We start from the raw sequence: 13,838 nt of genomic DNA on the forward strand, positions 1-13,838 counted from the left end.
GCAGAGGCGGCGGGGGCGAAACACCCCTACGGCACCACGGCGTACAGCACCTGCCCACCCGGCCCTCGAGCCACCGCCCGCACCCCCGCCGCGCCCCGCAACCCCGCCCCCCGGTCCACCACCCACCGCACCCCGTACACCCGCACGATCTCCCGCCGCTCCCCCGCCGACGTCCCCGCGTCGAAGTACCTCCGCACGGCCACCCCCCGCCGCCCCTCGTCCGGCAGGAAGAAGTCGGGATACCCGGGCGCCACGGTGTACGCCCCGTACGCCGGAATCTGCCGGGCCGCCCCCGTCCGGGCCATCACCACATCCCCGTACTCCACCCACGGAGTGATCCAGTGGTACCCCGCCCACGGCTCCCGGTACCTGGCCTCGACCACCGCCGGCAGCACCCCCCGCCCGACGACGTACCCCAGCGTCCCCGCCTGCGCCCACGCCCCCACGGCGAGCGCCCCCGCAAGCACACACCCCCACCCCACCCCCCACCACCGCCCCCATCGCTCCCCCACCTCCGTCGTCTTCATCACCCCCACCACCCTCACCGTCTCCACCGCCGCAGCGATCTGCGCCGGAATCATCACCCCCGGCACCACCCGCCCCCACGACCAGTGCCCACTCACCCCGCCCACCACGAACACGGCCGCCGCCGACCCGAAGAACAGCACCAGCGGATCCCACCGGTCCCGCCGCCACCGCAGCCCCAGCGCCGCCACCCCGACCAGCACCAGCCCGAACCGCCCGGCCAGGTCCCGGTACAGCCCCCGGTGCACCGACTCCAGCTCACCCCCCGCCCCGAGCAGCGCGAAGAAGTCGTAGTACGGCCACACCCAGAGCACCGCGAGCCCCGCCAGCAGCCCCGCCCCGAGGCGCCGCCACACCATCCCCGCCGGGCGCGCGGCCACCACCACCGCCAGCGCGCCCAGCGAGGCCACGATCCCGGAGAACTGGTGGCACAGCAGGACCACCGCCCACAGCACCCCGAGCCCCGCCCACGTCCCCCACCCCCCGGCCGGCCGTCCCACCGCCCCCGCCAGCCACGCCCACAGGTGAAACGCCAGCCCCAACGCGAACACACTCGGATACGACACCGTCAGCGCGAGCGAGTTCAGTCCCAGGAACCCGCTCCACGCGAACAGCACCGGCCCCCAAAGGAACAGCAGGCACGCCATCGCGAGCGCCGGCGCCGCCCGATGCGCGCTCAGCGTCCGGACGTACCGCCACACGCCGGTCACCAGCAGCCCCAGCCCGGCCACCGCCCCGATCCGCAGCACGACGAAGACCGAAACGCCCGTCACCCGGGCGAGGCACCCGAGGACCACCATCCACGGCGAGTAGTACGGACTCGGCGTGTCCGCGTCGACGAGCGGATTCCCGGGCCGGACCAGGTCGTGCCGCAACCGCTCGACCGTCGCCGCGTGCATCCCGAGGTCACCGGCCCACGGCAGGCGCACGATCACCAGGAGCAGGAACAGCAGGAGGACCGCGACCGCCGCCGACGGCGCGGCCCTAAGTGCGACGCGCATCGCGCGGGAACAGCGGTGGCACGGGGGCGTCCGCCGGACACTCCTCGGAGAGATTCACAGTCACGTCCCCAGCCTCGGCCGGAAACGCCAAGTCCTCCACTCGACACTCGAAGCCCTCCGCGGGCACGCCGAGAAAGGGCGCCCCGAGCCGCGATGGCCCAGGGCGCCCTGATGGTCGTACGCACCGCGAACGGGTACCGGCCGGCGAACCCGTACCGGTCATGAGCTGCCGGCCGACGAACCCGTACCGGTCATGAGCTGTACCGGCCGGCGAACCCGTACCGGCTACGAATGCGCCCGCAGCAACGTCCGCATCGTCCGCATGGCCACCGACAGGTTCGCCAGGTCGAACGAGTCCGAGCTCTGGATCTCCTCCAGCGTCGTCCGCGCCCGGCTCAGGATCGGCGCGTTCTTCTCCTCCCACGCCTTGAAGCGCTGCTCGGGCGTCGAGGTGCCGTCGCCCACCGCGAGGACATCCGCGGTCAGGGCCGCGTGGGCCGCGTACAGGTCCTCGCGGATGGAGGCGCGGGCCATGGACTGCCAGCGGTCGGCCCGGGGCAGCTCGATGATGCGGTCCATCAGCTGGGTGATGTGGAGACGGTCGGCGAGGTCGTAGTAGACCTCGGCGACGTCCATCGGGTCCCGGTCCATGCGGTCCGCCACCGAGACGATGTCGAGCGTCGGGAACGCCGAGGAGAACCCGGCCACCCGGGTGGCGACCTCGTCCGGGACGCCGGCGCCCGCCAGCTCGTCGTAGATCTTCTGGTACCACTCCGCGTCCGCGCCCCGCAGCAGCTTCGGCAGCTGCGACCACACCTGCTCGACCCGGTCCACGAAGAAGTCGACCGTCTCGGCGAGCTGCAACGGCTGCGGCCGGTTGTTGAGCAGCCAGCGCGTGCCGCGCTCCACCAGGCGGCGCGAGTGCAGGCGGATCCGGGTCAGTACGGCCGCCTCGACCCGGTTGTCGAGCGCCTCGACCGCGTCCCACACGACGCCGGAGCGGAAGATGGCGCGGGCCACGGTCTGCGCCCGCACGATCTCCTCCAGCGAGGCGCCGGTCTCCTCCCGCAGGCGGTGCAGATACGTCGTACCGCCCGTGTTGACCGTGTCGTTGACCAGCACGGTCGTGGTGATCTCGCGGTGCAGCGGGTGGCCGTCGATGCGCTCGGAGAACTTCTCGCGCAACGCGGCCGGGAAGTACGTGTGCAGCAGACCGCGCAGATAGGGGTCGTCCGGCAGCGAGGTGTGCAGCAGTTCCTCGGCGACGGTGATCTTCGTGTACGCCAGCAGGACGGCCGTCTCCGGGCTGGTGAGGCCCTGCCCGGTGCTCAGCCGCTCGCGGATCTGGCGGTCGGTGGGCAGGAACTCCAGGGCCCGGTCCAGCCGGCCCTCGCGCACCAGGTGGCGCAGGTAGCGCTGCTGGGCGTGGAGCATGTCCTTGGACTGGGCGAGCGCGTTGGCGATGGCCGTGTTCTGCGCGTAGTTGTTGCGCAGGACCAGGCGGCCGACCTCGTCGGTCATCGCGGCGAGCAGCTTGTTGCGCTGCTTGACGGTCATGTCGCCGTCCACGACCAGGCCGTTGAGCAGGATCTTGATGTTCACCTCGTGGTCGGAGGTGTCCACGCCCGCGCTGTTGTCGATGGCGTCACTGTTGATCTTGCCGCCGCGCAGTGCGAACTCGATCCGGCCGAGCTGGGTCAGCCCGAGGTTGCCGCCCTCGCCGACGACCCTGACGCGCAGGTCGGCGCCGTCGACGCGGATCGGGTCGTTGGCCTTGTCGCCGACGTCGGCGTGGGTCTCGGTCGACGCCTTCACGTACGTCCCGATGCCGCCGTTCCACAGCAGGTCCACCGGCGCCTTGAGGATCGCCTTCATCAGGTCGGCCGGGGTCATCTTGGAGACCTTCTCCTCGATGCCGAGGGCCTCGCGGATGTGCGCGTTGACCGGGATGGCCTTGGCGGTCCGGGGGAAGACGCCGCCGCCGGCGGAGATCAGGCCGGTGTCGTAGTCGGCCCAGCTGGAGCGGGGCAGCTCGAAGATGCGGCGGCGCTCGGCGAAGGAGGTGGCCGCGTCCGGCTTCGGGTCGATGAAGATGTGCCGGTGGTCGAAGGCGGCGACCAGGCGGATGTGCTCGCTCAGCAGCATGCCGTTGCCGAACACGTCACCGGACATGTCGCCGATGCCGACGACCGTGAAGTCCTCGGCCTGCGTGTTCACGCCCAGCTCGCGGAAGTGCCGCTTCACGGACTCCCAGGCGCCGCGGGCGGTGATGCCCATGCCCTTGTGGTCGTAACCGGCGGAGCCGCCGGAGGCGAAGGCGTCACCGAGCCAGAAGTTGTAGTGCTGCGCGACCTCGTTGGCGATGTCCGAGAAGGTCGCGGTGCCCTTGTCGGCGGCGACCACCAGGTAGGTGTCGTCCTCGTCGTGCCGGACGACGTCGGCGGGCGGCACGACCTCACCGGCGACCATGTTGTCGGTGATGTCCAGCAGCGCCGAGATGAAGGTCTTGTAGCTGCGGATGCCCTCCGCCAGCCACGCGTCCCGGTCCACGCTCGGGTCGGGCAGCTGCTTGGCGACGAAGCCGCCCTTGGCGCCGACCGGCACGATGACGGTGTTCTTCACCATCTGCGCCTTGACCAGGCCGAGGATCTCGGTCCGGAAGTCCTCCCGCCGGTCGGACCAGCGCAGACCACCGCGCGCGACCTTGCCGAACCTGAGGTGCACGCCTTCGACGCGCGGCGAGTACACCCAGATCTCGAACGCCGGGCGCGGCGCCGGCAGGTCCGGGATGGCCTGCGGGTCGAACTTCATGGAGACGTACTCGTGCGGCCGGCCGCCCTCCGCCTCCTGGAAGAAGTTGGTGCGCAGGGTCGCCTTGATGACGGTGAGGAAGGACCGCAGGATCCGGTCCTCGTCGAGCGACGCCACCTGGTCGAGCGCGGCGTCGACCTCTTCGAGCAGCGCGTCGACGATCTCGTGCCCCGCCCGCTGCCGGTCGGGCGACATCCGCGCCTCGAACAGCGAGACGAGCAGCCGGGTGGTGTGGACGTTGTTGCGGAGGGTGTCCTCCATGTAGTCCTGGCTGAACGTCGAGCCCGCCTGCCGCAGGTACTTCGCGTACGCCCGCAGCACCACCGCCTGGCGCCAGTTCAGCCCGGCACTCAGCACGAGGGCGTTGAAGCCGTCGTTCTCCGCCTTGCCGGTCCAGGTGGCGGCGAAGGCCTCCTGGAACCGCTCGCGCCCGTCGTCGCCGAGGTAGTCGCCGCTGCCGCTCTTCGGCTGGGGCATGCGCAGCCCGAAGTCGTAGATCCAGGCGACGCTGCGGTCCGAGCAGCGCAGTTCGTACGGCCGCTCGTCCATCACCTCGACGCCGAGCCGGTTGAGCACCGGCAGCACCGCGGACAGGGAGATGGACTCACCCTTGCGGTAGATCTTGAACCGGCGCTCCTCGGGGGCGGCGCCCACGGGCTCGTAGAGGCTGAGCGAGAAGAAGCCCGTCTCCTCGCTGAGCTCTTCGAGGTGCGCGAGGTCGGCGACCGCGGCGCGCGGGCTGTGGTCGGCCTTGTAGCCCTCGGGGACGGCGTTGTTGTAGCGGCGCAGCAGTTCGGCGGCGCGCTCCTCGCCGAACTCGGCGTTCAGCGCCTCCGCGAACCCGTCGGCCCAGGAGCGCGCGGCCTCCACCAGCCGTCCCTCGATGCGCTCCTTGTCGGCGTCGGACAGCTGCGGCAGCTCGGTGCCCTGCGGGACCCGGACGACGAAGTGCAGCCGGGAGAGGATCGACTCGGTGTTCCAGGCGCTGAAGTCGACGCTGATGCCGCCGAGTTCCTCCTTGAGAATGTCGATGATCCGCAGCCGGACGCCGGTCGTGTAGCGGTCGCGCGGAAGGTAGACCAGCGCGGAGTAGTAGCGCCCGTACTCGTCCTGCCGGAGGTAGAGCCGCAGCCGCCGGCGCTCCTGGAGGTAGAGCACGGAGGTGACGATGGCCTGGAGCTCGTCGACCGGGGTCTGGAACAGGTCGTCGCGCGGATACGTCTCCAGGATCTGGAGCAGGTCGCGCCCGTCGTGGCTGTTGGGCGAGAACCCGGCGCGCTCCAGGACCTCCTCGACCTTGCGGCGGACGACCGGGACCCTGCGCACGGACTCGGTGTAGGCGGCGGACGAGAACAGCCCGAGGAAGCGCCGTTCACCGACGACGTTGCCGTTCTCGTCGAACTTCTTGACGCCGACGTAGTCGAGGTACGACGGCCGGTGCACGGTGGCCCGGCTGTTGGCCTTGGTCAGGACGAGCAGCTTGTGCTCGCGGGCCTTGGCGCGGGCGTCGACGGGCAGCCGCTCGAAGGAGGGGCTGACGGGGTGGCTCTCGTCGCTCGCGTGCTGCGGATCGGCCCGCAGGATGCCGAGCCCCGTGCCCGGTACGGCCGCCAGCGAGTCGTCGTCCCGGAGCTGGTACTCCCGGTAGCCGAGGAAGGTGAAGTGGTCGGCGGCCAGCCAGCGCAGCAGCTCGCGGGCCTCCTCGATCTCCTGCTCGCGCAGGTCGGAGGCGATGGGCTCCCTGGGCAGTTCGTCGGCCATGCGCAGGGCCGCGTCCCGCATCTTCTCCCAGTCCTCGACGGCCTCGCGGACGTCGGACAGGACCCGCAGCAGGTCGGCGGTGATCTGCTTGAGGTCGTCGCGGTCGCTCTCGCGGTCGATCTCGACGTGGATCCAGGACTCGATGTGCCCGTCGTGCGGGAGGTCGCCCGTGAGGGGCGCGGTGAGCACCTCGACCAGTTTTCCGGTGACGTCGCGCCGCACGACGACCTGCGGGTGGATGACGACGTGGATGCCACGCCCCTGCCGCGTCAGCTCGTTGGTGACGGAGTCGACGAGGAAGGGCATGTCGTCGGTGACGACCTCCACGACCGAGTGGCTGCAGGTCCACCCGTTCTCTTCCACGGTGGGCGTGTGGACCCGCACGTTGGCCGTGCCCTGCGGGCGGTTCTCGGCCAGCCGGTAGTGCGAGAGCGCGGCTCCGAAGACATCGACCGGGTCGCGGTCGGTGAGGTCCTCCGGTGCGGTGTGCAGGTAGTAGCGCTGGAGGAACGCGAGCACGCTGTCCTGGTCGGACGTGCTCGCGTCCGTGGTCCCGGTCGGTAGGTGCCCCCCGACCGGGCTGTTCTCAGCTACCCGTGCGGCCCTCTCGAGCAGCTCGGCCTTGGCTTCGTCCAGCTTGGTCTGCATTGTCCTCTGGCTCCTGTCGCGCGCCGTTGCGTGACGTAGAAGGAAGTACGGTCTCTTCCCCTGTGACGTAACGCCGCGACGCGGGGTGTCCGGTCTGCTCCGACGCTATGCCGCCAGGTGAGATGAGCGGGGGGTTATCAGCCATTCTCGACACGCCGGCACGGTGTGACGCTGATCTCCGCGCCGCCTGTTCCCGGGGTGTGTACGGCGTCCTGGGGGCCCTTGCGACCCCGTCCAGCCCGCGAGGACCAGCGACCGCCGCCCGGTCACGGAGGTAGTCCGTGCTCGCCGGGCGCAGGGCAGGGGCAACAACGCCCCCGCGAACTATCGCGCTGATCACGCCACCAGGCTATCGCTCCTTACAGGTGCCTCGTCATGAGCCGTATGTGTACAAAAGCGGGGGTGGAAGTTTGACGTTCTGCACTAAAGCGGAACCCGGCCGACCGTGCAGGGGCGACTCAGCCTGTCCGGCGCTTGAGGACGAGGCCGTCCAGGCCGAAGCGGGGTCTGGGGGCGCAGCCCCCAGGGACGGGAAGGGAAGGGAAGGGGCGGGAAGGGGCGGGGCGGCGGGGGCGAAGACCCACTCCATCACCGGCCGACGCCACCGCCCCGGGTACTCCCGACCACCACTCCCGGTGCCACCCAGCACCATTCCGGCCCGCCCAGCCCGGCTGCCCCGCCGCTTCCTACGCCGCCAACCGCTCCGCCTCCACCACCGCCTCCGCCAACGTGTCCACCACAGGCACCCCGACCCCTTCCAGGCTGGCCCGGCTGTGCGATCCGCCGGTGTACAGCACGGCTCTCGCGCCCACGTGCAGCGCGGCCACCGCGTCGTCCGCCGCGTCCCCGATCACCACCGTCCGGGCCGGCTCCACCCCCGCGAGCGCCGCCAGATGCCGCACCATGTGCTCCGCCTTGCTTCCCCCGGACGGCCCGGTCCGCCCGTCCACCCGCAGGAAATGCGCCTCGATCCCGAAGTTCCGCACCAGGGGGACGAGTTCGTCATGGACGTACATGCTCAGGATGGACTGGCTCCGCCCCGCCGACCGCCATCCCGTGAGCAGCTCCGCCACTCCGGGTGTGAGCCCGCACCCCACCCGGTGCTCGGTGTAGTACCGGTGGAAGGTCTCGTCCATGACCTCCCACTCGGCGTCGGTGGGCAGCCGCCCCAGCAACCGCTCGTAGAACTTCGGCACCGGCACGCAGTACAGCGCCCGGTACTGCTCCATGGTGATCGGCGCCAGCCCCAGCTCGCCGAAGGCCGCGTTCGTCGCCCCGATGATCGCGTCGTTGTCGTGGAACAGCGTGCCGTTCCAGTCCCAGACAATGTGCGCGCCCGTCTGCTTCCCCATGCAAAAACGGTACCCGCCGCCACTGACAATCAAGAGTCCACGGCTGACAGCCCGGCGCAGGGGGCCCGGTACAGGGGAGTACCGGGCAGTACAGGCAGGGGAGGGAAGCAGAGGGAGGCAGAGGCAGAGGGAGGCAGAGGGAACGGAAGGGCACGACAGGCCAGGCCCCGACACGGACGGGCCGGGGACAGGACAGCCGAGGGAACGGCAGCCCCGCTCAGTCCCCCAGCCCCACCAGCCTCGGGATCTCCTGCGTCGCGAACCACAGCAGTTCGTGGTCCTCGGCCCCGTCCACGACGAACTGCGCGTCGTCGTCCCCGCCGTCCGCCGCCTCCAGCGCCTCCGCCGCGGCGGTCACGTCCGCCTCCGCGTCGTCCGAGTCGACGTGCACGGCCGCCGCCCCGGTCAGCCGTACGGTCCCGGCGACCCGCACCTCGCCGAGCGCCGCCGGGTCCAGCGCCCGGTCGGGATCGGCGGCCGCCGTCCCGTCGGGCACGTCCACGGCGACCACGACCCGGCGCCGCGCCGCGTCCGGGTCCGCCGCCAGCAGCCGCAGGGACGCCAGCGCGGCCCGGTTCAGCGCCGCGTACTCCAGTTCCTCGATGTCGTCGGAGAGATACCACTCGCGCAGCGCCGGCGTGACCGCGTACGCGACGAACGGCCCGGCCCCCAGCTCTCCCGTCCTGTACGCCTCGGCGAGACCGGGAAGGGTCAGGGGGACGTAGACGCGCATGGCTGGCCGCTTTCGTGGTCGGTTCCGTGGTCGCGGACTCCGCAACAGAGTCCTCGGAAGGGCGAGCCCGCACCTCCCGGGGGCCTTCAGGATACGCGCGGGCGTCCCCTTTCGAGTCCCTGCCCATGCCCCCGCGAGCGTCAGCCAGGCGCCTCGAAACTCACCCGGCGCACCCTCTCCACCAAGGCTTTTCCCCGCCCGGACCACCCGGATAAGTGAACCTCCCGGCCACCCCGCCGCGCGTGCCGCCCTCCTTGCCCTGGCCCCCCAAGGCCCCGTACAAGATCCCCAACCACGAAGTTACTGCCCGGTATCTCCGGGTCGATCGAACGGGGACCCCCATGAACAAGGTCATGACCAGGGCGAGCCACCACCCCGGCGCCCGCCCGCCGAGCCGCCGCGACCCCCGCCGCCCCGGCGGCACACCCCCGCGCACACCGGGCGGTGGCGCCGTCCGCACCACGACCCCCGACGGCCGGCCGCCAGGTTCCGCGGGCGGCCGTGGCCCCGCCCTCCGCTCCAGGCCCACCGACACCCGGCCACCGACCGCCGCCGTCACCACGTCCACGAGCACGAGCACGAGCACGAGCACGAGCACGGCAAGGGTGACCGCGGCGGACCCGGCGAGGGCCACGACCCCGCGCACGACCGCGAGGACGGGCACCGCCACGGCCCCGGCCCCGCCCGCCACCGCCGCTCCACTGAACCCCGGTGTCCCCGCCCGGACCCCGCACAGGCCGGTCCCCCAGCCCCGCCCCACCGATGTCTTCGCCGACCGTCTCCTCGCGGTCCTGAGCGGCCGGCGTCCCGTCCACGCGATGCTCCGGCACACCGCGGGCCGCGCCTACGACGAACTGGCCTGGCTCGCCGAACGCGGCCCCCTGCGCACCACCCGGGGCACCGCACCGGTGGTCCGCGACATCGGGTACGACGTCCCCCGCCCCGGCGTCATCGAGGCGTTCGCCCGCATCGGCGCCGGCGACCAGCTGCGCGCCATGGCCTTCCGCCTGGAACAGGGCCGGGACCTGCGCTGGCGCTGCACGGCGGTAGAACTGGGCGGCCCCCGCCGACCGCACACCGACGCCGACTGACACCGGCCGCCCCGCCGAAGCAGCACCGCATGCCGCGAGGCCGCACCGCATGCCGAAGGGCCGGGCACCCAGAGGTGACCCGGCCCTTCGAGCCGCTACGGCGCCGCAGACACAGGCGCCCTTCGCATCGCTACGGCACCGCGGGTACCGGCAGCGTCACTTCTTGCGGCGCCGCCCGCCGCGGGACTGCTTGCGCCGCTCCGCGCGCGTGAGGCCGTCGGCCTGCGAACGCACCGGCTCCTCGTCGTCGGCGAAGTCGCCCTCGATGACGCCGCCCTCGCCGTCCACGGTCGGCGCGGAGAAGTGCAGTTCCCGTCGCTGCGGGACGTCGAGCCCCTTGGCGCGGATCTCGGGACGCCCGCCCGCCTGCGCCGGCACCGTGTCCTGCTTGTCGAGCGACGGCTTCGCGTCCTCGACCGGGACCTCCTCGACCTGCTGCTCGACCTGGACCTCCAAGTTGAACAGGTAGCCGACGGACTCCTCCTTGATGCCCTCCATCATGGCGGTGAACATGTCGAAGCCCTCGCGCTGGTACTCGACCAGCGGGTCCTTCTGCGCCATCGCGCGCAGGCCGATGCCCTCCTGGAGGTAGTCCATCTCGTAGAGGTGCTCGCGCCACTTGCGGTCCAGGACCGACAGCACGACCCGGCGCTCCAGCTCACGCATGATCTCGGAGCCCAGCTGGGCCTCACGCTGCGCGTACTGCTCGTGGATGTCGTCCTTGATGGACTCGGAGATGTACTCGGCGGTGAGTCCGGCCCGGTCGCCGGCCGCCTCCTCCAGCTCCTCGACGGTGACCTTCACCGGGTAGAGCTGCCTGAAGGCGCCCCACAGCCGGTCGAGGTCCCAGTCCTCCGGGAAGCCCTCGGCGGTCTCCGCGCCGACGTACGCGTCGATGGTGTCGTCCATGAAGTGCTGCACCTGCTCGTGCAGGTCCTCGCCCTCCAGGACGCGGCGGCGCTCGCCGTAGATGACCTCGCGCTGCCGGTTGAGCACCTCGTCGTACTTCAGAACGTTCTTGCGGGTCTCGAAGTTCTGCTGCTCGACCTGCGACTGGGCGGACGCGATCGCGCGCGTGACCATCTTGTTCTCGATCGGCACGTCGTCCGGGACGTTCGCCATCGACATCACGCGCTCGACCATCTGGGCCTTGAACAGGCGCATCAGGTCGTCGCCCAGGGAGAGGTAGAAGCGGGACTCGCCCGGGTCGCCCTGACGGCCGGAACGGCCGCGCAGCTGGTTGTCGATACGCCGCGACTCGTGCCGCTCGGTACCGAGGACGTAGAGCCCGCCGAGCTCCTTGACCTCTTCGAACTCGGCCTTGACGGCCTGCTCGGCCTTCTCCAGTGCGGCGGGCAGCGCCGCGGCCCACTCCTCGATGTGCTCCTCGGGGTCGAGGCCGCGCTGCCGCAGCTCCGCCTCCGCGAGGTCCTCGGGGTTGCCGCCGAGCTTGATGTCCGTACCTCGGCCGGCCATGTTCGTGGCCACGGTCACGGCGCCCTTGCGGCCGGCCTGGGCGATGATCGGCGCCTCACGGTCGTGCTGCTTCGCGTTCAGCACCTCGTGCTGGATGCCGCGCTTGGACAGCTGCTGCGACAGGTACTCGGACTTCTCGACCGACGTCGTACCGACGAGGATCGGCTGGCCCTTCTCGTGCTTCTCGGCGATGTCGTCGACGACCGCCTCGAACTTCGCGACCTCGGTGCGGTAGATCAGGTCCGACTGGTCCTTGCGGACCATCGGCCTGTTCGTCGGGATCGGCACCACGCCGAGCTTGTAGATCTGGTGGAACTCGGCGGCCTCGGTCATCGCCGTACCGGTCATGCCGGCGAGCTTGTCGTAGAGGCGGAAGAAGTTCTGCAGGGTGATCGTGGCGAGTGTCTGGTTCTCGTCCTTGATGTCCACCCCTTCCTTCGCCTCGATCGCCTGGTGCATGCCCTCGTTGTAGCGGCGGCCGGCGAGGATACGGCCGGTGTGCTCGTCGACGATCATGACCTCGCCGTCGATGACGACGTAGTCCTTGTCCTTCTTGAAGAGCTCCTTGGCCTTGATGGCGTTGTTCAGGTAGCCCACCAGCGGCGTGTTCACCGACTCGTAGAGGTTGTCGATGCCCAGCCAGTCCTCGACCTTCGCGACACCGGACTCGTGGATGGCGACCGTGCGCTTCTTCTCGTCGACCTCGTAGTCGCCGGTCTCCTCGATGCCCTTGAGCGGGTTGCCCGCCTCACCGCGCTTGAGGCGCGTGACCAGCTTGGCGAAGTCGCCGTACCACTTGGTCGCCTGGTCGGCCGGGCCGGAGATGATCAGCGGCGTACGGGCCTCGTCGACGAGGATGGAGTCGACCTCGTCGACGATGGCGAAGTTGTGGCCGCGCTGGACGAGTTCGTCCTTGGACCACGCCATGTTGTCGCGCAGGTAGTCGAAGCCGAACTCGTTGTTCGTGCCGTAGGTGATGTCGCAATTGTACTGCTCGCGGCGCTGGGCCGGCGTCATGTTCGCGAGGATGCAGCCGACGTCCAGTCCGAGGAACTTGTGGACGCGCCCCATCATCTCGGAGTCACGTTCGGCCAGGTAGTCGTTGACCGTGATCAGGTGGACGCCCTTGCCGGAGAGAGCGTTCAGATACGCGGGCAGGGTGCCGACCAGGGTCTTGCCCTCACCGGTCTTCATCTCGGCCACATAACCGAGATGGAGGGCGGCGCCGCCCATCATCTGGACGTCGTAGTGACGCTGTCCGAGGACACGCTTGGCGGCCTCGCGGACGGTGGCGAACGCCTCGGGCAGCAGATCGTCCAGGCTCTCGCCGTCGGCGTACCGCTGCTTGTACTCATCGGTGAGGGCCCGCAGCTCGGCGTCGGAGAGGTCGACGAAGTCCTCTTCGATGGAGTTGACCTGGTCCGCGATGCGGTGCAGCTTGCGCAGGATCTTGCCTTCGCCTGCACGCATGATCTTGGAGAGGACGGACACGGGGGTTGGTCTCCTTGCCGGTCGGGCCTGGGACGGTCGGTTTCCATGGGACGTGCTGAGCAACGGCCATCGTATGCGAGGACCCCACCGCGCCGGGAGGCCTGCAGACACGACGACCGTCCACTGCTTCACGCGCCCGCATCACTCTGCTTCAAAAAGGACAACGGGCAAGCTCCGCGGATGGTGCCGCGGGCCGCCGAGGAATTGCGCGAATCGTGATCACCCGCTCACGCACGGAGAAAGGATGGCGTCCTTCCGCCCGCCTGAGCAGAATCGCCCGATGGACCCCGTCACGCTCACCACGGACCGCCTCGTCCTGCGCACGGTCGACGCGCGGCACACGGACGCCGTGTACGCGGCCGCCCAGGACCCCGGCATCCAGCGCTGGACCACGATCCCCGTGCCCTACCTCCGTGAGCACGCCCTGAGCTTCACCCAGCAGGTCGTCCCGGACGGCTGGGCCGACGGATCGATGTTCACCTGGGGTCTCTTCCTCCCCGAAGGGGAGGACCTGGTGGGCATGCTCAGCATCACCCTGCGCTCCCCCGGCACGGCCGAGATCGGCTTCTGGGGCACGCAGCAGCACCGCGGCAACGGCTACCTCACGGAGGCCGCCGGCGCCGCCTCCCACTGGGCCTTCATCCAGGCGGGCGTCGACCGCGTGGAGTGGCGCGCGGAAGTGGGCAACGGACCCTCCCGCGCCGTCGCGGAACGCGCGGGCTTCACCATCGAGGGCACGCTGCGCTCCGCGATCACCAACAAGGGCGTGCGCCGGGACTGCTGGGTGGGTTCCCTGCTCCCTTCCGACCTGGGCCTGCCGTCCAGGGCGCCGTACCTGCCGACGACGACACCACCGCCGTCCGGCCCGTCCGGCCCGTCCGGCACCTGAGGACGAGGCCGTCCAGGCGGGATTCCAGGGACGGGACGGGCGGGGGCGGCGGGGCGTGGC

The 13,838-nt window shown here is 70.7% G+C and carries 7 protein-coding genes; 2 read left to right on the forward strand and 5 right to left on the reverse strand.

What is annotated here, in order from left to right:
• Positions 1 to 26: 26 nt before the first annotated feature.
• The 4 genes from ACWD0J_RS30600 to ACWD0J_RS30615 form a co-directional block, all read right to left on the reverse strand.
• Positions 27 to 1,526 carry a hypothetical protein gene (locus ACWD0J_RS30600; protein WP_451499085.1) on the reverse strand — a complete coding sequence of 500 codons (1,500 nt, stop codon included), beginning with the start codon at positions 1,524 to 1,526 and terminating at the stop codon, positions 27 to 29.
• A gap of 285 nt (positions 1,527 to 1,811) precedes the next feature.
• Entirely contained in the window at positions 1,812 to 6,746 is a 4,935-nt protein-coding gene (locus ACWD0J_RS30605) for an NAD-glutamate dehydrogenase (protein ID WP_451499086.1), read from the reverse strand.
• A 686-nt stretch (positions 6,747 to 7,432) separates the two neighbouring features.
• Positions 7,433 to 8,098 carry an HAD family hydrolase gene (locus ACWD0J_RS30610; protein WP_451499087.1) on the reverse strand — a complete coding sequence of 222 codons (666 nt, stop codon included), beginning with the start codon at positions 8,096 to 8,098 and terminating at the stop codon, positions 7,433 to 7,435.
• Positions 8,099 to 8,315: 217 nt separating this feature from the next.
• A complete protein-coding gene (locus tag ACWD0J_RS30615; RefSeq protein ID WP_451499088.1) occupies positions 8,316 to 8,831 on the reverse strand; it encodes a DUF6912 family protein in 516 nt (171 codons plus the stop codon).
• Positions 8,832 to 9,172: 341 nt separating this feature from the next.
• Here ACWD0J_RS30615 and ACWD0J_RS30620 point away from each other — a divergent pair, with 341 nt between their 5' ends.
• A complete protein-coding gene (locus ACWD0J_RS30620; protein WP_451499089.1) occupies positions 9,173 to 9,922 on the forward strand; it encodes an Rv3235 family protein in 750 nt (249 codons plus the stop codon).
• A 156-nt stretch (positions 9,923 to 10,078) separates the two neighbouring features.
• Here ACWD0J_RS30620 and secA read toward each other — a convergent pair whose 3' ends face one another.
• Positions 10,079 to 12,889: a preprotein translocase subunit SecA gene (gene secA, locus ACWD0J_RS30625; RefSeq protein WP_451499090.1), complete on the reverse strand. Its 2,811-nt coding sequence runs from the start codon at positions 12,887 to 12,889 to the stop codon at positions 10,079 to 10,081.
• Between the two features lie 280 nt (positions 12,890 to 13,169).
• Here secA and ACWD0J_RS30630 point away from each other — a divergent pair, with 280 nt between their 5' ends.
• Positions 13,170 to 13,778 (forward strand): GNAT family N-acetyltransferase, encoded by a 609-nt coding sequence (locus ACWD0J_RS30630; RefSeq protein ID WP_451499091.1) that lies wholly within the window; start codon positions 13,170 to 13,172, stop codon positions 13,776 to 13,778.
• The last annotated feature ends 60 nt before the right edge of the window (positions 13,779 to 13,838 follow it).

Source organism: Streptomyces sp. NPDC003011, from assembly GCF_053591515.1.

Excerpts from the sequence above, each read along its gene's own strand:
- ACWD0J_RS30600 (WP_451499085.1), bottom strand. The coding sequence starts at position 1,526 with ATGCGCGTCGCACTTAGGGCCGCGCCGTCGGCGGCGGTCGCGGTCCTC.
- ACWD0J_RS30605 (WP_451499086.1), bottom strand. The coding sequence starts at position 6,746 with ATGCAGACCAAGCTGGACGAAGCCAAGGCCGAGCTGCTCGAGAGGGCC.
- ACWD0J_RS30610 (WP_451499087.1), bottom strand. The coding sequence starts at position 8,098 with ATGGGGAAGCAGACGGGCGCGCACATTGTCTGGGACTGGAACGGCACG.
- ACWD0J_RS30615 (WP_451499088.1), bottom strand. The coding sequence starts at position 8,831 with ATGCGCGTCTACGTCCCCCTGACCCTTCCCGGTCTCGCCGAGGCGTAC.
- ACWD0J_RS30620 (WP_451499089.1), top strand. The coding sequence starts at position 9,173 with ATGAACAAGGTCATGACCAGGGCGAGCCACCACCCCGGCGCCCGCCCG.
- ACWD0J_RS30630 (WP_451499091.1), top strand. The coding sequence starts at position 13,170 with ATGGACCCCGTCACGCTCACCACGGACCGCCTCGTCCTGCGCACGGTC.